Raw genomic sequence first — 21,055 nt, 5'->3', positions numbered from 1 at the left:
GCCCGCGAGTCTGCCTGCCGCATCCGTCGCGGTCGAGCGTGAGACGCCGCGGCAACTTCTTAACGATCGCGTGGCAGAATCCGTGGCCCCCAAGAGCGCGATGCAAGAACACCTATGGAATGGCTGTCCGACCCCACGATCTGGATGGGGCTGGCGACCCTGGTAGTCCTCGAGATCATTCTCGGCATCGACAACCTGGTGTTCATCGCGATTCTCGCCGACAAGCTGCCACCGGAGCAGCGCGACAAGGCCCGTGTGATCGGCCTGTCGCTGGCCCTGCTGATGCGGCTGGTCCTGCTGGCGCTGGTGGCGTGGATCGCCGGTCTGATCACACCGTTGTTCACTGTCTGGGGCAACGACTTTTCCGGGCGCGATCTGATTCTACTGATCGGCGGCGTGTTCCTGCTGTTCAAGGCGACGATGGAGCTGCACGAGCGGCTCGAAGGCCAGCAGAGCCAGACGAGTACCAAGCGCGTCTACGCCTCGTTCGGCGTCGTGCTGACCCAGATCGTCGTGCTCGATGCGGTGTTCTCGCTCGACTCGGTGATCACCGCGGTCGGCATGGTCGACCATCTCGGCGTGATGTACGCGGCGGTCACCATCGCGATGGCGGTGATGCTGCTCGCCAGCAAGCCGCTGACCAACTTCGTCAACAAGCATCCGACCGTCGTTGTGCTGTGTCTGGGCTTCCTGCTGATGATCGGCTTCAGCCTGGTCGCCGAGGGCCTGGGCTTCAAGATTCCGAAGGGCTATCTGTACGCGGCGATCGCGTTCTCGATCCTGGTCGAAGCGTTCAACCAGTGGTCGCGCTTCAACCGCGAGCGCCACGCGCAACAGCTGCCGTTCCGCCAGCGCACCGCCGATGCGGTGCTGCGTCTGCTCGGCACGCGCCCGACCGCGCACGTCGAGGACGGCGCGATCGACGTGCCGCAGGGCGAGGGCGAAGAACGGCTCGAAGCCGCCGAGCACGACATGATCCGCAGCGTGCTCACGCTGGCCGAGCGCCCGGTGTCGAGTGTGATGACGGTGCGCAGCGACATCGAGTGGATCGATGCGACACGCGGCATCGAGCACGCGACCGCGCGCCTTATCGAATCGCCGCATACGCGCCTGCTGGTCTGCGACGGCGAACTCGACCAGATGCTGGGCATCGTGCAGAGCGGCGATCTGCTGTCGAGCGTGCTGCAGGGCCGCGCGCTGAACGTCACCGACTTCGTGCGCGAACCGCTGGTCGTGCCCGAGGGCACCTCGACGCTGCGCGTGCTGGAGCAGATCCGCGCGCATCCGATTCCGCTGGCGGTGGTCGTCGACGAATACGGCAGCCTCGAGGGCATGGTGACCGCGAACGATCTGCTGGCGACGATTGCCGGCGATCTGGTCGACACCCAGGACGCCGACTACGCGGCCAGCCGCGGCGACGACGGCATCTGGCTGGTCGACGGCTCGATGTCGCTGCAGGATCTGGAGCAGACCACCGGCATCGTGCTGCCGCGCGAGGCCACCTACGTCACCCTGTCGGGCCTCGTGCTGCACCTGCTCGACCGCATGCCGGTTGAGGGCGACACGGTGACCGTCGGCGCCTGGCTGCTGCAGGTCGAATCGCTGGAACGGCGCCGCGTCGGCAAGCTGCGGATCGCGCCGGTCCCGGATGAGGGATAATCAGGCCATGAGCGACGAATCCAACAAGCCCGGCACCACCCATTTCGGTTTCCGCGATGTCCCCACCGGGGACAAGCAGAAGCTGGTCGGCGAGGTGTTCTCCTCGGTCGCAGGCAACTACGACCTGATGAACGACCTGATGAGCCTCGGCATCCACCGGGTGTGGAAGCGCTACTTCGCCGCGACCGCGCAGGTGCGCACCGGCGATCGCGTGCTCGATCTGGCTGGCGGCACCGGCGACATCGCGGCGCTGCTGAAATCCCGTGTCGGCGAATCCGGCGAGCTGGTGCTCGGCGACATCAACGCCTCGATGCTGCGCGTCGGCCGCGACCGCATGACCGACCGCGGCAACGTGCGCGGCTTCGAGTACGTGCAATGCAATGCCGAGACGCTGCCGTTCCCGGATGCCAGTTTCGATCTGGTGACGATCGCCTTCGGCCTGCGCAACGTCACAGACAAGGACGCCGCACTGCGCGAAATGCTGCGCGTGCTGAAAGTCGGCGGCCAGGCGCGCGTGCTGGAGTTCTCGGAAGTGAAGGCGGACTGGTTCAAGCCGATCTACGACTTCCATTCCTTCCAGATCATGCCGCGGCTGGGCAAGCTGTTCGCACGGGACAGCGACAGCTACCAGTACCTGTCGGAATCGATCCGCAAGCATCCGCCGCAGGATGCGCTCAAGGGCATGATGGAAGCGGCCGGTTTCGCGCGCTGCAAGTACCGCAATCTGAGCGGCGGCATCGTCGCGATCCACGACGGCTACAAGGCCTGAGGCGATTCCTGCTCGTCATCACGGCTTTCGCCGGGATGACGAGGTAATGGATGAGCCTGCGCTCAGTCGAGCGCGCCCCCATCCGCCGGCGACGCCGCCGCGAGCGCACGCCATTGCGGCATCAGGTGCAGGGCGCCGACGCGCTGCAGATAGTCGTGATCGACCTCGGTGCCGTTGACGAGCGCCGAAGCCACGTGCACCGCGCCGGTGATCCAGAACGCGCCCGACATCCGCGTCGGATGCTGGTGATAGGCGACGGCTTCGACGATCGGTGTCGGCAGGCCCCACAGACCCAGCAGATACGCGCCGGCGATGCTGTGCGGCACGTCGCCGAGGCTGTCGGGCGGCAGCAGACGGCCGACATCGGCGAGCAGGCCTGCGGTCGCGGCTACGCCGGCGCCGCTGCCGGGCAGGATCTGGCCGGCCAGCCACGAAGTGCGCAGTGCGCGTTCGCGCATGCCGTCCATGTCCGGTCCGGAGGCGAAGACTTCGCTGGCCAGCACCAGCCGTCGCAGCGCGTCCTGGCCGAGACGCACGACCGCGGTGCGCAGATCGCCGATCTCGCGGCCGATCGCGTAGTACGCGGAGTTGCTCAGGCGCAGCACGCGCGCGGCGAGCGCGGGATCCTGGGCGACGATCGCGGTGATCGCATGCGTGCCGGCATCGGGATCGCGCAGCAGTCGGGTCAGCGCGAGGTACTGCTTCGGCGCCGAGGGCAACGCACCGATGCGTTCGATCGCGCGCTTGAGCTGTGCGTCGTCGAGCAGGTGCTGCAGGTCGAGCACGCCCTTCACCGCGTCGACGACGGTCTGCGCGTCCAGCGGTTCGGGCAGCACGCGATGCGCATGTTCGAGCGCGTCGACCGCGCGCGCGTTGTCGCCGGCTTCCATCAGCACGATGCGCACCGCATGCGGGTGGCGCACGCGCACTTCGTCGAGCAGCAGGCGGCAGCGGCTCCAGCCACTGTCGGCGGTGCACACCAGTGCGTCGGGATCGAGGTCGGCGGCCGAGCCGGTCGCGCCGTCATCCAGTGGCAACCAGCTGACCTGCCAGTCGAGACCGCGCGCGGCGATCTCCGCCTGCAGGCGCTCGACTTCGTCACCGCGCTCCCACGCTACGACCAGATGCACGGCGTCTCCTTGTGCGATATGAACAGGCGCGATGATAGCAACGCGATGCCGCGCGGAACGCGCCTTGAACGTGTTCTGCGATCAGTCCGCATCGCGTCCGGCCAAGGGCAGGCGCAATGTGATCCGGGTGCCATCCGCGGATGCCGATTCGGCGAAATCAATGCTCGCCAGCGCGGCGCGTTCGCGCATCGCGGTGCGGCCGAAACCGGACGCGGCGTCGAGGTCGTGACCGTGGCCGTTGTCGATGATCTGCAGCTGCAGTGCATCGCGTTCCGCGCGCAGTTCGATGCGAACGCTGCGCGCCTGCGCATGGCGCAATGCGTTCGTCAGCGCTTCCTGCGCGATGCGGTAGGCGGCGATTTCCACCGCATGGGTCGGCCGCGGCAGATCCGATTCGGCCTCGAAGCGCACCTCGACTTCGCCGAGCGGGATGCCATCCGCCAGTCCCTGCAGCGCGGCTGCGAGGCCCTGGCTGGCGAGCAGCGGCGGATGCAGGCCGTGCGAGACCGCGCGCACGCGCGCCAGTGCCGCATCGGCGAGTACGACGACATCGTCGGCCAGGGTTTCGCGCGGATCATCGACCAGCGCGCCGGACAATGCGTGCGCACTCAGGCGCAACGCGCTGAGGATCTGGCCGAGGTCGTCGTGCAGATCGCGGGCGAGCGCGCGCCGTTCGGCGTCGATGCGGTCCATCCAGTCGGGCGCGCGCGTGCTCATGCGGATCTCATTCGATCGCCGCGATGCTCGCGCGGCGGCGTTCGTAGCCGGTCAGCCAATGGCCGAAATCGGCCAGCGGCAATGCCTGCGAGTAATAGAAACCCTGCACTTCGTCGCAGCCGAGCTTGCGCAGGAAATCCGCCTGCGGCGCGGACTCGACACCTTCCGCGGTGACCTGCATGTCGAAGTTGCGCGCGATCAGCAGGATCGACCGCACGATCGCCGCGTCGCCGCGATCTTCCATCACGTCGCGCACGAAGCTGCGGTCGATCTTGACCCGGTCGACGGCGAGGTGGTGCAGCATCGACAGCGATGCATAGCCGGTGCCGAAATCATCGTAGGCGGCCTTGACGCCGCGCTGGCGCAACGCCTGAAGCGTGGCTGCCGCGGCGCCGTCATCGCGCAGGGCGATGGTTTCGGTGAGTTCGAGTTCCAGCGAGGACGGCGGCAGGCCGCTGCCACGCAGTGCCGAGTCGACTTCGTGCAGGAAATCCTCGTGGCCGAACTGAGACGGGAACAGGTTCACGCTGACCGTCATCGCATGGCCGTCGACCTTCGGCCACGTGGCCGCGTCGCGACAGGCGCGATCGAGAATCCACCAGCCGACGGTCGCGGCGATGCCGCTCATCGCCAGTGCCTCGATGAAACTCACCGGCATCAGCAGGCCGCGCTCGGGATGGCGCCAGCGCAGCAGCGCTTCGGCGCCGGTCGGGCGGCCGGTTTCCAGATCGATCTGCGGCTGGTAGTGCAGTTCGAATTCGTGCTCGTTGGCCGCGCGGCGCAGTTCGAGATCGAGCCGGCGACGATCGATCGCTTCGGTGCGCATGCTCGGCTCGAAGCGGCGCAGCTGCTGCCCGCGGCTGCGCTTGGCGTAGTGCATCGCCAGCTGCGCGCGCGCGACGAGTTCCAGACTGTCGGTCGCGCCGTCGTCGCCGGGCGTGCCGGGAATCAGCGGTTCGGGACTGGCGTCGTCGTCGGCCGCGTCGAGCAGCACGCCAACGCAGGCATCGAGATGCACGCGGTGCATGTCGACTTCGCAGGGCTGGGCGAGATCGAGCAGGATCGCGTTGAGCAGTGCTTCGGTCGCACGCGGCTTCTGCCCGTTGACCGACAACGCGATCGCGAACTCGTCGCCGTCGAGGCGTGCGAGAAACGCATCCATCGGCAGACGCGCGAGCAGCCGTGCGGCGACGACCTGCAGCATGGTGTCGGCCATGCCCGGGCCCAGCGTCACGCTGATCGAGCGGAAATTGTCGAGGCCGAGCACCGCGACCGCGGTCGGCATCTGCTGGGCGCGGCGTGTATCGAGCGCACGCAGCAGACCGGCGCGATTCGGCAGGCCGGTCAGCGGATCTTCTTCTGCGCGGGTCGCGTCGAGCAAAGCCTCGACGTAGTCCGACATCGCATCGTCGGCGGGCGGCGGACTCATGCGGCGACTGCGGCGCTGTCGTCGGGGACGGCGGCGGCCATGCGCGTGTGCAGCCAGGCCAGCGCACTGCGGTAAGCCTCGGCGCCGCGGCCGGTCAACGGGCCATTGCCGGCGATGCTGCGCGCATCGCGCAGACGGGTGTCGACCGGAATCGCATCCGACCACACCAGGCCTTCGTAGCCGGCGTAGAGATGTTCCAGACTCTGGCGGCCGCTGCCGGTGCGGCCGTCGTAGAGCGTCGGCAGGATCGCGCGCATCAACGGCCGCTTGCGCGACCGTTCGACCATGTCGGCGGTGCGCAGCATGTCGGCGAGACCGTGCAGCGCCAGCGGATCGGTCTGGGTCGGCATGACGAGGCAGTCGGCGGCAGCCAGTGCATTGACCATCAGCAGACTCAGCGTCGGCGGACAGTCCAGCAGCACGTGGTCATAGAGTTCGGACACGCCACCAAGCGCGCGCTGCAAGGCCATGCCGAGGCCGGGCTGGGTCGCGCTGCGGCGTTCGAGCGTAGCGAGTGCAGGCTGCGCGGCGACCAGGCGCAGACGTTCGATCGCGGTGGTGCGCGACAGTCCATCGAGCGATGGCGTCTGCGCGACGAAGACTTCATGCGTGCCGATCGGCGGCGGCTGGCGCGGCACGCCGAAGGCGCGGGTCAGCGACGCATGCGGATCGAGATCGACCACCAGCACGCGGGCGTCGTCGGCGAGGTTGCGCGCCAGGCACAGCGTGGTCGTCGTCTTGCCGACGCCGCCCTTCTGGTTCGCGATCGCCCACACCCGCACGTCAGTGCGCCCCTGCCGCGGGATCGACCGGCTCGGCGGGCGCTGCGGCCACCGCGACCGTCGCCGTGGACTGCGGCACGGCATCGGGCCCCTGCGGCGCGGCGAGGATCACGAGCATGACGCGGCGATTGGTATTCCGACCTTCCACGGTCGCATTGTCGGCGATCGGCTGGAATTCGCCATAGCCCACGACGCCCAGTCGCGACTGGGCGATGCCCTCGGCCGCGAGGATGTGAACGACGCTGGCCGCGCGCGCGGTCGACAGCTCCCAGTTCGACGGGAACGCGGCGGTGCGGATCGGCTGGTTGTCGGTGTAGCCCTCGACGCGCATCGCGTTGGGCACGTCGCGCAGCACCGCGGCGACCTTGCGGATCGTGGCGCTCGCGGTGGTGCTGGGCGCGGCGACGCCGCTGGAGAACAGGATGTCGCTCTGGATCTCGACTTCCAGATAGTTGTGCCCGCGGCGCAGCGTGACCAGATTCTTCTGCACCAGATCCGACAGCGCGACCTGCAGGTCGCGGCCCAGCGAGACCAGCTCACCTTCGCCCTCGCGTTCGCCGCGGCCGGTGCCGTCGAACTGGCCGCCCTGGGCCTGCGACTCGGGGCCGGTCGCGTAGCGCGGCATGTCGATGGCCTGCTGCAGACGCTGCTGGATCATCGAACTCGCCGGCGCCGGGCCGTTCTTCGCGGCGGCTGTCATCAGCGAAGGACGGTCGTAGGACGAGCCCAGGCGCTGGGTCTTGCCCAGCTGCAGCGGACTCATCGAACGCGGCGGTCCACCGAAGGCCGCGTTGAGCGAGTCGGAGACCGCGCGGTACTTGCCTTCGTTGACCGAGGAAATCGCGTACATGACCACGAAGAACGCGAGCAGCAACGTCACCAGGTCGCCGTAGGGGATGGCCCAGGCTTCATGGTTGGCGTGTTCTTCGTGGACGTGCTTCCTGGCCATGGGTCAGTGCACGTAGCCGGCCAGACGCGACTCGATGTTGCGCGGATTCTCGCCCTGGGCGATCGCGATCAGCCCCTCGACGATCATCTCGCGCTCCTCGGTCTGCGCATTGATCAGCGCCTTGAGCTTGTTGGCCATCGGCAGCAGGAACAGGTTGGCCGCGCCGATGCCGTAGATCGTCGCGGTGAACGCCGCCGCGATACCGCCGCCGAGCTTGCTCGGATCGGCGAGGTTCTTCATCACCGCGATCAGGCCCAGCACCGCGCCGATGATGCCGAGCGTCGGCGCATAGATGCCCATGCCCTCGAACACCTTGGCCGCGGCGAGATCGCCCTGGCTCTGGTGGTGCATGTCGGTCTCGAGCACGGCGCGGATCGAATCGGGCGCGATGCCGTCGACGACCATCTGCAGGCCCTTCTTGGTGAACGCGTCCTGCTGCTCGGCGACCTGCGACTCCAGGCCCAGCAGACCCTGCTTGCGCGCGGTGTTCGCCCATTCGACGAGGCTGGCGAGGATCGCGGCGCGGTCCTGGGACGGCGGCTTGAACACCCATTTGGTGATCTTCATCGCCCGCTTGAAGGTCACCAGGCTGGTCTGGATCAGGATCGACGCCACCGTGCCGCAGATCACGATGACGAACGCCGCCGGCGACCACAGGCTGGACAGGCCCGCACCTTTCAGCACGCTGCCGATCAGCACCGCGACGAGCGCGAGGATGAATCCGATGACGCTGAGCTTGTCCATGGAGTCGTTAACGGTCGCGGCGAAGATTTCTGAAGAGGGGATGTGCACACGGGCACGCCCCGGCGTCGGGCCACCGCGGCGACGGATTTCCGTCGGCGGGGGTCACGGGGAGAGGGGATGCAAGAGGTGGGCCGCGTGGCGTTGCGGGCGGCGGGCGGCTGAACCGATCAAGCCGGGCAGGTGACCGGTCTTAGGACAACACCTCTCCCTCCGGGAGAGGTCGACGCGCGAAGCGCGTCGGGTGAGGGCAACCGCAAGTGCAGTGCTTTCGCCCGCTGCGCGCGCGAGTTCCTTTTTGACGGGCCAAAGAGGAACCAAAACCCCCTTCGCCGGACGCGATCCGCCGCAATACAGCCGCGGCGGTCCCCCGTGCTTCTCGGACGACGGGGCACATTGGGACCTTCACGGTTCCGCAGCCCAAACTCGCTGCGCTCAGACATGGGCTGCTCTTCGACCCCGACGCCCTGCGATGCTCGGCTCGCTCGACGGCTCGATTCAGATCAAGAGCAGCAGGTCTGCGAGCGTTGCAGAGGTTGAGGAATTCAATCTTTGCGCCCTCACGCCCTCGCCAACTGACGCCCTCACACCATCACCCACTGACGAACGCCCCTCAATCCCGCCCGTCGTCGAATCTGTCCGGATCCCGCTTCCAGTCCGACATGCGGGCGCGCAGGCGGACCATGGCCTGGCCGTGGATCTGCGAGACGCGTGATTCGCTGACCGACAGCACGGCGCCGATCTCGCGCAGGTTGAGTTCCTGTTCGTAGTACAGCGACAGCACCAGCGCTTCGCGTTCGGGCAGGCCTTCGATGGCTTCGACCAGGGCGACGCGGAAGGCGTCGTCCTCGAAGGCGCGCGCGGGGCTGGCGGAATCACGGACCGCGAGGCGGGCCTCGCCGTCGTGTTCTTCCAGGTGCGCGTCGAAACTGGTCAGCTGGCCGCGGGCGACGTCCTCGACCATGCGGTGGTACTCGTCGAGGGTGATCTCCATGTGCGCGGCGATCTGCGCGGGTACCGCGCTGCGTCCGGTCTCCTGCTCGATCGCGCGCACGGCGGCGATCATGTCGCGATAGCCGCGGTGCACCGAACGCGGGGTCCAGTCGCCGCGCCGCATCTCGTCGATCATCGCGCCGCGTATGCGGATCGATGCATAGGTCTCGAAGGTCGCGCCGGGATGGGACTGGTAGTTCCGCGCCGCGTCGATCAGGCCGAGCATGCCGGCCTGCACGAGATCCTCGATCTCGACGCTGGGCGGCAGCCGCGCGGCGAGGTGGTGGGCGATGCGGCGCACCAGCTCGCCATGACGCTCGACGATGTCCGCCGGCGAGCCGGTCTGGGTCGCGCGGTAGCAGGCGGTGGCGGTGGCATTCATGCGGGCAGGCCTCCGGTGGACTGGGCGCCAGAGGCGACCAGCCGGTCGACGAAGAATTCGACATGGCCGCGCGCGACCGCCGGCGACTGCCAGCTGCGCGCGCGACGGGCGATCCCGCGATAGGCGACCGCGGACGGCGCCGACGGGAACGCGTCGACGACGGCTTCCTGGCGCTGCACGGCGCGGCGCAGCCACTCATCGCGCGGAATCGAACCCAGGTGATTCAGGGTGACGTCGAGGAAACGCGCGGTCACCCGCTGCAGCTTCTCGAACAGCGCCGGGCCCTCGCTCGCGTCCTGCACCTGGTTGCACAGCACCTGCACGCGCTGCACGCCGCGGTCGCGGTTGAGCACCTTGATCAGCGCATAGGCGTCGGTGATCGATGCGGGTTCGTCGCAGACCACGACGATCACATCCTGCGCGGCCTGGCAGAACGTCAGCACGCCATCGGCGATCCCGGCGGCGTTGTCGACGATCATCGTGTCGATCGAACGGTCGAGTTCGGAGAACGCGTGCACCAGGCCCACGTGTTCCTGCGGGGAGAGCTGCGCCATGTGCTGCTTGCCGGACGCGGCCGGCACCACCATCAGCCCGTTCGGGCCTTCGAGGATGGTGTCGGCCAGATCGCAGCGGCCGGCGAACACGTCGGCGAGGGTGAAGCGCGGCGACAGGCCCAGCATCACGTCGACATTGGCCAGGCCCAGATCGGTATCGAGCAGCAGCGTGCGCTGGCCGGCGTTGACCATCGCCGCGGCGAGGTTCACCGCGGTCGTGGTCTTGCCGACGCCGCCCTTGCCGCTGGCGACGGCGATCACGCGGGGTGCGGCGGTGGCGGGTGCGGCATCAGACGGCATGACGGGTCTCGAACGCATCGGTGGCGGCGGTGTCGGCGACGGGCGCGTGGCGGCCGGCAGCCATCGCCTGGACGATGCGCAGCCGGTTGCCCGATTCGATGTCGGCGTCGGCGTTCTGGCCGTCGGCGGTGTAGGCGATCGGCAGACCGTTGCGCACGGTCACCGACAACGCCGAACCCAGATAGCCGGTCTCGTCGAGCTTGGTCAGGATCAGGCCTTCCGGCGAGCACGGACGGTAGCGACGGATGACTTCGTGCATGTCCTGCGGATTGCCGTTGGCCGGCAGCACCAGCAGGCTGCGGACCTTGCGCGCGGTGCGCAGCCACAGGATCTGGTTGAACAGGGCGCGGTCGTTGGGCGCGTAGCCGGTCGTGTCGACCAGCACCAGCGGATAGTCGGCCAGCTGCGTCAGCGCCTGCTGCAGGCCGGACATGCCGCGCGCTTCGCAGACGGTGATGCCGAGCTTGCGGCCGTGCGCCTGCAGCTGTTCGTGCGCGCCGGGGCGTTCGCAGTCGGTGGTGATCAGCGCGACGTCGCGCGCACGGTGGCGGGCGGCGAAACGCGCGGCCAGCTTGGCCGCGGTGGTGGTCTTGCCGGCGCCGGTCGGGCCGACGAGGGCGATCACGCCGCCGTCGTCGATCGGCTCGCAGGCGCTGACTTCGAGCGTGCGTGCGAGCGCGTCGAGCATCGGGCCCTGGATCGCATCGACCGGCAACGCCGGATCGAGCTGGGCGGCGACCGACTGCGCCAGCGCGTCTTCGCAACCGAATGCGCGCAGTGCATCGAACGCGGCGGCGCGCGCCGGCGAACCGCGCAGGCGCTCGCGCTCGAACTGCGCCATCTGGGTTTCCATCAGCTGGCGCAAGCGCGCCATCTCGTCGCGCATCGCGGTGATCGCGGGTGCTTCGGGTTCCGGCGACGGCACCAGCGACAGCGCCGGTGCGGTGGCGACCGCGGGACGTGGCGCTTCGAAAGATGCTTCGACGGCAACGGATTCTTCAACCGCCATTGGCTGCGGCGCCCGCGGCATGCGCGTGCCCAGCATCGCGGCGAACGATGGCGCCTCGTCGGCGATCAATGCGTCGAGTGCGTGCGTGTCGTCGGCGCGCAGTTCGGCATTGGCCGCGGCGAAGGTCGCGCGCGTCGGCGAGGCCGGCTGCAGCGGCAGGCTGCGCGCAACTTCGGCCACGGCAGCGGCCGGGCGGATCGCCGAGGTGAGTTCTGCCAGCGTGGGACCGTCGCTGTCCTTGAGGCGGGCACGTGCGCGGTCGCGCAGTGCGGCGGTGTCGGCGGGTGCGACGGGTGCGGCAATCGGCGCATCGACAGGCGCAGGCTGGCGGCCGTGTCCCAACGCCGCGGCGAACGCGGCGGCGGGATCGACGATGGCGCGTTCGAACACGGTGCGCGCAGGCGCGACCGGCGCGGCTTCGACGACCGGCGCTGCAGGCGTCGGAATTCCGGCATCGGCGACCGGCGTCTCATCGGCTTCGGCAGCGCGCAGCACGCGGGCCAGCGCGGCTTCGTCGTAGCCCAGGGAGGCGACCACCTCGATGCCCTCGGCGACGCCGCGGGTGGACAGGATCACCGCATCGGGGCCCAGCGCTTCGCGGATCTTCCGCAGCGCGGTGCGCATGTCCGGGGCGATGAAACTCTTGATCTTCATGGTCCTCTCCGCGGCTGCCGGATTTCCGGCGCGCCGACCGTGTCAGTGGCGGGCAATCGAACCGCGGGTCATCCCACGGCGCCGACCAGACGCAGACGTTTGTCTTCGGGAACCTCGGCGTAGGCGAGTACGGACAGCGACGGAACGCTGTGCCGCACCAGCCGCGCCACCGAGGCGCGGACTCCACCGGGAACGAGCAGCACGGCGGGTTCTCCGCGGCTCTCCTGGCGGGTGACGCACTCGCTCAAGTTCTGATGCAGACGCTCGGCGAGTCCCGGTTCGAGCGCTGCGCCCTGGCCGTTGACCGAGTCCTGCAATACCCGTTCCAGCTGCGGCGCCAGGGTGTAGACGGGAAACTCTTCGGCCATGCCGTTGAGCTCCTGCACGATGAAGCGGCCCAGCGCGACGCGCACCGCGGCGGTGAGCTGCGCCGGGTCCTGCGTGTGCACGCCGTGCTCGAGCAGGGTTTCCACGATCTGGCGGATCTGTCGCACCGGCACGCGATCGGCCAGCAGCGACTGCAGCACCTTCACCACCACCGACAGCGGCAGCAGCTTCGGCGTCAGGTCTTCGACGAGCTTCGGCGTCGCCTTCGACAGCGTCGACAGCAGCTGCTGCACTTCGTCGTGGCCCAGCAGCTCGGCGCTGCGCTCGCGCACCAGATGCGAGAGATGGGTCGCGACGACCGTGGCCGCGTCGACCACGGTGTAGCCGAGCGATTCGGCATGCGCGCGCTGGCTCGGCAGGATCCACGTCGCGTCGAGACCGAACGCCGGGTCCTTGCCGGGAATGCCGTCGAGCGGGCCGAACACGCGGCCCGGATCGAGCGCGAGTTCGCGATCGGGGTGGATCTCGCCGCCGGCGACCGGCACGCCGTGCACCATCACCCGGTACGCGCCCGGTGCGAGTTCGAGGTTGTCGCGCACGTGCACGGCGGGAATCAAAAAGCCGATGTCCTGGGTGAGCTTGCGGCGCACACCTTTCAGGCGCGCCAGCAGTTCGCCGCCCTGGGCTTTGTCGACCAGCGCGATCAGCTTGTAGCCGACTTCCAGCGCCAGCGGCTCGACCGGGCGGATCTCGTCCCAGCTCAGTTCGGCCAGCGGCGAGCTGGCGGCGGTCGCGGCGACGGCCTCGGCGTCGCGTTTGGCCTGCGCCTCCGCCTCGGGTGCGCCGCGCAGCTTCCACGCCACGAATCCGAGGATGCCGGCCAGAATGAGGAACGGCAGGTTCGGCATGCCCGGGATGATGCCGATCAGGAACATCATCACCGCCGCGACGGTGAGTGCGCGCTGGTGACCGAAGACCTGCTTCGACACCGCCTCGCCCATTTCCTGCTCGCCAGTCGAACGCGTGACCAGCATCGCGACTGCGGTCGCGACCAGCAGCGCCGGCAGCTGCGCGACCAGGCCGTCGCCGATGGTGAGCAGCGTGTAGGTACGCATGGCTTCACCGAAGCTCATGTCGTGCGACAGCACGCCAATCAGCACGCCGCCGACCATGTTGATGACCAGGATCAGGATGCCGGCGATGGCGTCGCCACGGACGAACTTCGAGGCGCCGTCCATCGAGCCGTAGAAGTCGGCTTCGTCGCGGACTTCCTGGCGGCGGGCCTTGGCTTCCTCGCGGGTCAGCACGCCGGCGTTGAGGTCGGCGTCGATCGCCATCTGCTTGCCCGGCAGGGCATCGAGGATGAAGCGCGCCGAGACTTCCGAGATGCGGCCTGCGCCCTTGGTGACGACGACGAAGTTCACGATGGTCAGGATCGCGAACACGATGATGCCGACCGCGAAGCTGCCGCCGATCACGAAGTGGGCGAAGGATTCGATGACCTTGCCGGCCGCGCCCGGGCCTTCGTGGCCATGCAGCAGCACCACGCGGGTGGAGGCGACGTTCAGTGCGAGGCGCAGCAGCGTGACCAGCAGCAGCACGCTCGGGAAGATCGAGAAGTCCAGCGGCTTGCGCACGTAGACCACGGCCAGCATCACCACCAGCGACAGCGCGATGTTGATCGTGAACAGTGCGTCCAGCACCGGCGGCGCCAGCGGGATGATGATCATCGCCAGCAATGCCAGCACGACGATCGGCGCCGCGGCGCCGGCCTTCATCGCACCGAATGCGCCGCCGACGGAGAACCGACCCGGTTGTGCCCTCATCGCGCCGGTCCGTTGACGCCGGTGTCGGCCGTCGGGTCGTAATCGACCGCGCCCTCGGGGCCGGCGTCGAGCTCGGCCAGCGACGGCATCGGCCCACGGCCGGGCGCCCAGGCGCGGAGCTGGTACACGTAGGACAGCACTTGTGCGACGGCGGCGTAGAGCTTCACCGGGATTTCCTGATCGACCTGTGCCTGTCTGTACAAGGACCGTGCCAGCGGCGGCGCCTCGACGATCGCGATGCGGTGCTTGTCGGCGATCGCGCGGATCGCCAGCGCCAGTTCGTCGACGCCCTTGGCCACGACGACCGGCGCGCGCATGTCGCCATCGGCCTTGTACTTCAACGCGACGGCGTAGTGGGTCGGGTTGACCAGGATCACGTCGGCCTGCGGCACGGCGTCCATCATCCGCCCGCGCGACATCTGCGCCTGCACCTGGCGCACGCGCGCCTTGAGTTCGGGATTGCCTTCGCTTTCCTTGTATTCGTCGCGGATTTCCTGCTTGGTCATCTTCAGCTTGTTGCGGTACTGGATGTGCTGCCAGGGCACATCGATCAGTGCCAGCACGCCCAGCGCGCCGACCATCGCCAGCAGGGCGTTCATCGCGGTGTCGATGCCGCCGGCGACCGACTGCTCCAGCGACGCCAGCGGCATCGACAGCAACGATGAGAACGCGTGGTAGACCATCAGCATGCCGACGCCGCCGATCAGCAGGACACGCAGCAGCGAGCGCACGAGTTCGGCCGCGCCTTCCTTGCCGTAGATCCGGCCCAGGCCGGTCTTCGGATTGAGACGCTTGAAATCGGGCTGCAGCGACTGCCCGGCGAAGCGCAGGCTGCCCATCGCCGCCGGCGCGATCGCGCAGGCGAGCAGCGCGGCGACGAACAGCGGCGTCATCGCCAGCAGCAGTCGCCCGAACAGGCCAGCGGCATGCGGCAGCAGACGATCCTGGGTGCCGAGCATCGACGCATCGATGGTCAGCGCGCCGCGCATCCAGTCCATGCTGGTCGCGCCGATGCTGCCGGCAGTCGCCTTGAGCGCGAGCACCGCGCAGCCGAGCACGGCCACATTGGCCAGCTCGCGCGAGCGCGGCACGTTGCCTTTTTCCCGCGCTTCCCGAAGCCGTTTTTCGGTGGGAAGTTCGGTCTTGTCCTCCTGGTCCGTCTCGCTCATCGCCCGGGCCTCAGCCGATCAGCCCGCGCGCGGCGAGAAAGGCCTGGTCGAACAACGCCTGCACCGGCGCCAGCAACTGGCGCATCAGCAGCATCAGCAGGATCAGACCGGTCAGCAGCGACACCGGCAGACCGATTGCCATCGGATTGAGCTGCGCCGCCGCGCGCGACAGCACGCCGAATGCGATGTTGACCGACAGCAGCGCCATCACGACCGGCAAGGCCAGCAGCACCCCGGCGCGTAGCGCGGTCGCGAAGAACGCGGGCACCGCCGACAGCAACGCCTGCAGATCCGGCAGCGCCTGGCCGATCGGCAGGCTGGCGTAGCTGTCGTGCAGCAGCCCGATCAGCGCCAGATGACCGTCGAGGGTGAAGAACAAAAGCGAGAAGACGAGAAAGAACCACTGCGACAGCACCGGCGACGACGCCCCACTGAGCGGATCGGCCATGGTCGCGAACGACAGGCCCATGCCCTGCGACACCAGCTCACCGGCCAGCTGCCCGGCCTCGAACGCCATCCGCAGCACCAGCCCGATCGCAACCCCCACCGTGAACTCGCGCAGCACGCCGAGCACTGTCGCCGAGTCCACCGCCATCGGCGGCGGCGCCGGCAGCACCGTGCTCATCGTCGCCGACAGCGCGATCACCAGAATCAAACGCGCCCGCACCGGCATCGTCCGGCCCCCGATCGCCGGCAACACCTGCAATGCCGCGCCGATCCGGATCGCATGCCACAGCACGGCCGCGAGCATCGCGAACATGTCGACGCCGGTCGAGGTGGTGAGGGTGACGGTGTCCATTGCGGGTCGAGCGGTCCGGGCGATCGCGGCGGGAGGGCCGTGATGGCGGGATGCAGGATTTGTGCCGGGAGCGTGCCGGCTTCGCGCTGTGACGCTCCGGCTTTGGGATTTGGGCTGTGAGCTGTGAGCTTCAGCACCTCTCCCTCTGGGAGAGGTCGACGCGCACAGCGCGTCGGGTGAGGGCAGGTGCTCGCTGGTCTGTTGCCGACCTCATGAGCGTTCCGCGCTCGGCGGTGTTCGGCAGATTTGCAAGATCAAACGCTTTCGTCCGCTGACGCGGCCGAGTTCATTTCTTTTGGTTGACCCCAAAAGAAACGGAACCAAAGAAAAACGTCTCCCCGATAAGTCCGAAGCCCGCGTCTTCTTGGTCCACCGGGATTTTCCGACTCGGCATCGTGCCTCGGTCGAAAAACGCCGCACATCTATGTGCGGCGCCCTCCGGGTGTGCTCGCGCGGCTGGCTGCCTATGGAAAAGCAAAAAAGCAGACTGAGTGCGAGGTGGCGTGGGTTCTGGCTGCAGCAGATGGTGCAAAGCTTGCGCTAGTTCGCCTACATCGCTTGCCGTCATTCCCGCGAAAGCGGGAATCCATGTGACGTTGCGTCTGGAATCCCGACCCGCTCGAAAGGTCGAAAGTCCCTGGATTCCCGCCTGCGCGGGAATGACGGTTAAGAGCCAGTACTGCTCCTATCTCAGGTTTCGGTCCGGTGGTCGGCCGCAGTGCGCGCATGCTCGCTGTCGCTGTCGCTGTCGCTGTCGCTGTCGCTGTCGCTGTCGCTGTCGCTGTCGCTGTCGCTGTCGCTGTCGCTGTCGACGTGCTGTTGCTCTGGCACTCGCCGTCCGCAACGCGCTCCCACAGCCGCAAACCTGGAGGGCGCCGCCCATGGATGGGCGGTGTTTTCCGACCGAGGCAGGATGCCGAGTCGGAAAATCCCGGTGAGCCAAAAGCTGCGGGTTTCGGACTTGTCGGGGTGACGTTTTTCTTTGGTTCCGTTTCTTTTGGCGTCAACCAAAAGAAATGAACTCGGCCGCGTCAGCGGACGAAAGCTCTGTTTTGCAAAGGCGTCGAGCAGAGCGCCAGGACAACTCACTCAGCATACGAAAGCATCCGACCCCCGGAAAGGTCGAGCGACAGCACCCAATCACCCGATCAAATGCGGAATCCGATGAAACAGCTCCGTCGTGAACGCCACCATCCGCCCCAGCAGGAAATGCCCGACGAGCGCGAACGTCGCGACCAGCGTGATCGCCTTGAGCACGAACGCGATCGTCGGCTCGTTGATTTGCGTGGCGGCCTGCAGGATGCCGACGATCACGCCGATCGCCAGCACCGCGACCAGCGGCGGGCCGCCGAGGACCAGCGCCATCTGCATGCCGCGGGAGATTTCGGTGAGGGCGGTTTCCGGGGTCATGGCATCAGACCGCGTTGAAGCTGGCGGCGAGCGAGCCGACGACCAGCACCCAGCCGTCGACCAGCACGAACAGCAGGATCTTGAACGGGGCGGAGATCAGCATCGGGGACATCATCATCATGCCCATCGACATCAGCACGCTGGCGACGACGAGATCGATGATCACGAACGGAATGAAGATCAGGAACGCGATCTCGAACGCGGTCTTCAGTTCGCTGGTCAGGAACGACGCGGCGAGCACGCCGAACGGCACGTCTTCGGCGCTGTTGTAGGGACCGCTGTTGGACAGACCGGCAAAGGTCATCAGATCGGTTTCGCGCACCTGCGCCAGCATGAAGCCGCGGAACGGGTCGCTGGCCGCGGCCCAGGCGCTGCGGAAATCCAGGGTGCCGTCGAGGTAAGGCGCAATGCCCGCGCTCCACGAGGCGTCGAACACCGGCGTCATCACCATGAAGGTGAGAAACAGCGCCAGCGCCAGCAGCACCTGGTTGCTCGGGGTCTGACCGGTGCCCAGTGCCTGCCGCAGCAGGCCCAGCACGATGATGATGCGGGTGAACGCGGTCATGCCCAGCAGCGCGGCCGGCAGCAAGGTGATGCCGGTCATCAGCGCCAGCACCTGCAGCGGCATGCTGACCGTCTCGCCGCCGACCTGACCGACGGTCACTGCCGGCATCGACTGTGTGGCGAGATCGGCGAAGCCGGGCGCGCCGCTGTCGGGAATCGCGGGCGCGGCGATCGGTGCCGGCATGGGCGACGGCGCGGTCTGCGCGAGCGCGCTGCCGGCGAAGGGCAGCAGCGCGCCGAGCAGCAGCGTGGCGATGCGGGTGCGGAACGTGGCGCTGATCACGGCTTCTTCTTTCCGAACTGTTGGGCGAGCACCTGGGCGAAGACCGGCGTCGGCTTCGCTTCGGGCACCGGCAGGGGCGTGTCGAGCGTGTGCAGCACGCGGGTCCCGGTGGCGCCGGTGCCCACGAGCAGCTGGGTGTCGCCGACGGCGATCACCACCACGCGTTCGCGCGGGCCGAGCGACAGCGAACCGAGCACGCGGAGCGCCGGATTGCTGGCGCCGCCGATGCCCGGCATGCGCCGGGCGAACCAGCCCAGCGCCACGATCAGGCCCACGACGAGGACCAGTGCAAGGACCGCGCCACCGATGCTGCCGGCGCTGCTCGCGGACGCAACCGGCGTCGCGCTGCCGGGCGTCGCGACCTGCGCGGTTTTCTCCGTCGACGGACGCCCGAGCGGCTGCGCGACGGCGGGCGTCGCAGTGATCGCCTGCGCGCCGATCGCAGTGGCCGGCGCGGCAGGGCCGGGCATGTCGACGACGAAGGCATCGACGCCGAAAGCGGTTGCGGGTGCTGGAGATGGATCGACAGCCGCATCGGCTGTGGACGCAGCGCCGATCGTGACCGGTGCCTGCGCCGCGGCGAGCGTGGCGTGGGCGGCGAGGGCGCTGGTCATCGCGGTCACTTCAGGCGCTTGATGCGCTCGGCCGGACTGACCACGTCGGTCAGGCGCACGCCGAAGCGGTCGTTGACGACGACGACTTCGCCGTGCGCGATCAGCGTGCCGTTGACGTAGACGTCGAGCGGCTCGCCGGCTGCGCGTTCCAGTTCGACCACGGCGCCCGGGGTGAGCTGCAGCAGGTTGCGGATCGGCATGCGGGTGCGGCCGACTTCGAGCGAAAGCTGCACCGGCACGTCGAGGATGACGTCGAGATTCAGATCGCCCGCGGGCGCGGCAGCGGCCTCGGCGGTCAGCGGATCGAACGCGGCGGTGGTGGCGGTGTCGGTGCTCATGGGGTCGCGGCCTGGAACTCGTGGGAATCGTTGGACGGGATCACCTGCGGAAACTTCAGCTGGGTGACCTTCAATGCGTTGAAGCCGTTGTGGGTGCCGAACTCGCCTTCGAACATCGGCGTCGACTCGACCTCCATCTGCACGGGGCGTGCCAGCTCGATCGGGATCACGTCGCCGACTTTCAGTCGCGAGAGTTCACGCAGGCTGATCTGGCGATGCGCCAGCGACACGCTGAGCTCCAGCGCCGCGGCTTCGACGCCCGCGCGCAGGTGCCGCGCCCAGGTCTCGTCGGAATCGCTGCGCTGGCGGCGCGGGCCAGTGGCCTCGAGGTGGTCGCGCAGCGGTTCGAGCATCTTGTAGGGCAGGGCGATGTGCAGATCGCCGCCGCCGCCGTCGAGCGCGATGCTGAAACGGCTGATGACGATGTGGTCGCGCGGGTCGATCAGTTCGACCTGCAGCGGATTGCTCTCGGTGCCGGTGTGGGTGAATTCCAGCGCCTGCACGGGCAGCCAGGCGGTCGTCATGTCGGAGAACACCTGGCGCAGCATCAGCTGCACGATGCGCTGCTCGGTCGGCGTGAACTCGCGCTCGGCGACCTTGGCCGGGAAACGCCCGCCGCCGCCGAAGAAGTTGTCGACCACGGTGAACACCAGCCGCGGTTCGAACACCACCAGCGCATTGCCGCGCAGTGGCCGCGCCTGGATCACGTTGAGGTTCGCCGGCTGCGGCAGCGAGTGCATGTACTCGTCGAAGCGCACCACGTCGACGCCGCGGATCGTGAGTTCGCACGAGCGCCGCAGCAGGTTGAACAGGCCGACCTTGAAGGCCAGCGCGAAGCGTTCGTTGACCGCGTCCAGACCCGGCAGGCGGCCCCGCACCACGCGGCCCTGGCGGGCGAAATCGTAGGGACGCACTTCGCCCGGCGCCGCCGGCGCATCGGTGCCCACCGCGCCGCTGTCGACGCCGTGCAGCAGCGCGTCGATCTCGTCCTGCGACAGCAGCTCGTTGCTCATCACTGCACGACCAGACTGGTGAAGATGACGGCCTCGGCCTTGTCCGGCTGGCCTTCCTCGCGCAGCAGCTTGCGCACTTCGGCCAGGCCCTGCTCCTGCAGGCGTTCCTTGCCGCTGCGCTGGCCGAGCTGCGCGGCGGTCTGCTGACCGAACAGCAGCAGCAGACGGTTGCGGATCGCCGGCGCCTGCGCCTCGATGGCCGCATGCGTCTTGGCATCGCGCGTCATTACCTGCACGTCGGCCTGCAGAAAGCGGGTCGCGTCGGTGTCGGCGAGATTGACGACGAAGGAGGGATCGAGCGCGAAGTAGGTCGCCGCGGCCTTGGCAGGCGTCGCCGCAGCAGCCGCTTCGCCTTCGGGCGCATGCGCTGGCGCGTTGTGCTGGGTCCACCACCAGCCACCGCCGGCACCACCGGCCAGCAGCACCACCGCGCCGATGATCAACGGCAGCTTGCTCTTCTTCTTGGGGGCGGACGGTTGGGCAGGGGCAGCGGACACGGGACGACTCCGGAGATGGATGTCTACCGGATGCAAGGCGTGTGCCGGGGCGCCGACATGGCGGCTGCCGGAAAGCCGACAGCCCCGCGGGTGCGCTATTCGTAGGATGGGTCGAGCGCAGCGAAACCCATCACCTGGAGCCCGAGG

At 68.3% G+C, this 21,055-nt stretch carries 21 protein-coding genes; 2 read left to right on the top strand and 19 right to left on the bottom strand.

What is annotated here, in order from left to right:
* Window positions 1-114 precede the first annotated feature (114 nt).
* Together LU699_RS05990 and ubiE are read left to right on the top strand one after the other, a co-directional pair.
* On the top strand, window positions 115-1,659 hold the full coding sequence (locus LU699_RS05990) for a TerC family protein (RefSeq protein ID WP_232134076.1): 1,545 nt from the start codon (window positions 115-117) through the stop codon (window positions 1,657-1,659).
* Between the two features lie 7 nt (window positions 1,660-1,666).
* Window positions 1,667-2,428 carry a bifunctional demethylmenaquinone methyltransferase/2-methoxy-6-polyprenyl-1,4-benzoquinol methylase UbiE gene (ubiE, locus tag LU699_RS05985; protein ID WP_232134077.1) on the top strand — a complete coding sequence of 254 codons (762 nt, stop codon included), beginning with the start codon at window positions 1,667-1,669 and terminating at the stop codon, window positions 2,426-2,428.
* Between the two features lie 62 nt (window positions 2,429-2,490).
* On the opposite strand, the gene LU699_RS05980 is transcribed toward ubiE, so the two are convergent.
* From LU699_RS05980 to LU699_RS05890, 19 genes are all read right to left on the bottom strand, one after another.
* A complete protein-coding gene (locus LU699_RS05980; RefSeq protein WP_232134078.1) occupies window positions 2,491-3,558 on the bottom strand; it encodes an HDOD domain-containing protein in 1,068 nt (355 codons plus the stop codon).
* Between the two features lie 81 nt (window positions 3,559-3,639).
* Complete coding sequence (locus tag LU699_RS05975) at window positions 3,640-4,275, bottom strand: sensor histidine kinase (protein WP_232134079.1); 636 nt, start codon at window positions 4,273-4,275, stop codon at window positions 3,640-3,642.
* Window positions 4,276-4,282: 7 nt separating this feature from the next.
* Window positions 4,283-5,704 carry a putative bifunctional diguanylate cyclase/phosphodiesterase gene (locus tag LU699_RS05970; RefSeq protein WP_232134080.1) on the bottom strand — a complete coding sequence of 474 codons (1,422 nt, stop codon included), beginning with the start codon at window positions 5,702-5,704 and terminating at the stop codon, window positions 4,283-4,285.
* Complete coding sequence (locus LU699_RS05965; RefSeq protein WP_232134081.1) at window positions 5,701-6,486, bottom strand: ParA family protein; 786 nt, start codon at window positions 6,484-6,486, stop codon at window positions 5,701-5,703. The genes LU699_RS05970 and LU699_RS05965 overlap by 4 nt, the downstream gene beginning before the upstream one ends.
* Before the next feature lies 1 nt (window position 6,487).
* Window positions 6,488-7,435, bottom strand: coding sequence for a flagellar motor protein MotD (gene motD, locus LU699_RS05960; protein WP_232134082.1), 948 nt, complete (start codon window positions 7,433-7,435; stop codon window positions 6,488-6,490).
* Window positions 7,436-7,438: 3 nt separating this feature from the next.
* Window positions 7,439-8,179 (bottom strand): flagellar motor protein, encoded by a 741-nt coding sequence (locus LU699_RS05955; RefSeq protein ID WP_232134083.1) that lies wholly within the window; start codon window positions 8,177-8,179, stop codon window positions 7,439-7,441.
* A 610-nt stretch (window positions 8,180-8,789) separates the two neighbouring features.
* On the bottom strand, window positions 8,790-9,551 hold the full coding sequence (locus tag LU699_RS05950; protein WP_232134084.1) for an RNA polymerase sigma factor FliA: 762 nt from the start codon (window positions 9,549-9,551) through the stop codon (window positions 8,790-8,792).
* A complete protein-coding gene (locus LU699_RS05945; RefSeq protein ID WP_425491182.1) occupies window positions 9,548-10,423 on the bottom strand; it encodes a MinD/ParA family protein in 876 nt (291 codons plus the stop codon). Before LU699_RS05945 ends, LU699_RS05950 begins: the two co-directional genes overlap by 4 nt.
* The gene (gene flhF, locus LU699_RS05940) at window positions 10,395-12,068 is read right to left on the bottom strand and encodes a flagellar biosynthesis GTPase FlhF (RefSeq protein WP_232580511.1); all 1,674 of its coding nucleotides are present in this window, start codon (window positions 12,066-12,068) and stop codon (window positions 10,395-10,397) included. Before flhF ends, LU699_RS05945 begins: the two co-directional genes overlap by 29 nt.
* A gap of 68 nt (window positions 12,069-12,136) precedes the next feature.
* Entirely contained in the window at window positions 12,137-14,173 is a 2,037-nt protein-coding gene (flhA, locus tag LU699_RS05935) for a flagellar biosynthesis protein FlhA (RefSeq protein WP_232134741.1), read from the bottom strand.
* A gap of 44 nt (window positions 14,174-14,217) precedes the next feature.
* Window positions 14,218-15,390, bottom strand: a complete 1,173-nt coding sequence (gene flhB / locus LU699_RS05930) for a flagellar biosynthesis protein FlhB (protein ID WP_232134087.1) — start codon at window positions 15,388-15,390, stop codon at window positions 14,218-14,220.
* Between the two features lie 10 nt (window positions 15,391-15,400).
* Window positions 15,401-16,189 carry a flagellar biosynthetic protein FliR gene (gene fliR / locus LU699_RS05925; RefSeq protein ID WP_232134088.1) on the bottom strand — a complete coding sequence of 263 codons (789 nt, stop codon included), beginning with the start codon at window positions 16,187-16,189 and terminating at the stop codon, window positions 15,401-15,403.
* A gap of 690 nt (window positions 16,190-16,879) precedes the next feature.
* Window positions 16,880-17,020, bottom strand: coding sequence for a hypothetical protein (locus LU699_RS05920; protein ID WP_232580510.1), 141 nt, complete (start codon window positions 17,018-17,020; stop codon window positions 16,880-16,882).
* Window positions 17,021-17,329: 309 nt separating this feature from the next.
* On the bottom strand, window positions 17,330-17,599 hold the full coding sequence (locus tag LU699_RS05915) for a flagellar biosynthetic protein FliQ (RefSeq protein WP_232134089.1): 270 nt from the start codon (window positions 17,597-17,599) through the stop codon (window positions 17,330-17,332).
* A gap of 4 nt (window positions 17,600-17,603) precedes the next feature.
* A complete protein-coding gene (gene fliP / locus LU699_RS05910; RefSeq protein ID WP_268738756.1) occupies window positions 17,604-18,347 on the bottom strand; it encodes a flagellar type III secretion system pore protein FliP in 744 nt (247 codons plus the stop codon).
* 95 nt (window positions 18,348-18,442) lie between these two features.
* Window positions 18,443-19,060, bottom strand: a complete 618-nt coding sequence (gene fliO, locus LU699_RS05905; protein ID WP_232134091.1) for a flagellar biosynthetic protein FliO — start codon at window positions 19,058-19,060, stop codon at window positions 18,443-18,445.
* Window positions 19,061-19,065: 5 nt separating this feature from the next.
* Window positions 19,066-19,398: a flagellar motor switch protein FliN gene (gene fliN / locus LU699_RS05900; RefSeq protein ID WP_232134092.1), complete on the bottom strand. Its 333-nt coding sequence runs from the start codon at window positions 19,396-19,398 to the stop codon at window positions 19,066-19,068.
* Window positions 19,395-20,411, bottom strand: coding sequence for a flagellar motor switch protein FliM (gene fliM / locus LU699_RS05895; protein ID WP_425491651.1), 1,017 nt, complete (start codon window positions 20,409-20,411; stop codon window positions 19,395-19,397). Before fliM ends, fliN begins: the two co-directional genes overlap by 4 nt.
* Window positions 20,411-20,908 carry a flagellar basal body-associated FliL family protein gene (locus LU699_RS05890; protein WP_232134094.1) on the bottom strand — a complete coding sequence of 166 codons (498 nt, stop codon included), beginning with the start codon at window positions 20,906-20,908 and terminating at the stop codon, window positions 20,411-20,413. The genes fliM and LU699_RS05890 overlap by 1 nt, the downstream gene beginning before the upstream one ends.
* Window positions 20,909-21,055: the final 147 nt, after the last annotated feature.

The sequence above is a fragment of the Luteimonas fraxinea genome, assembly GCF_021233355.1.
Classification (GTDB): domain Bacteria; phylum Pseudomonadota; class Gammaproteobacteria; order Xanthomonadales; family Xanthomonadaceae; genus Luteimonas; species Luteimonas fraxinea.
Note: the sequence above shows the minus strand (reverse complement) of the source record. Positions and strands in the feature narration are given on the sequence as shown.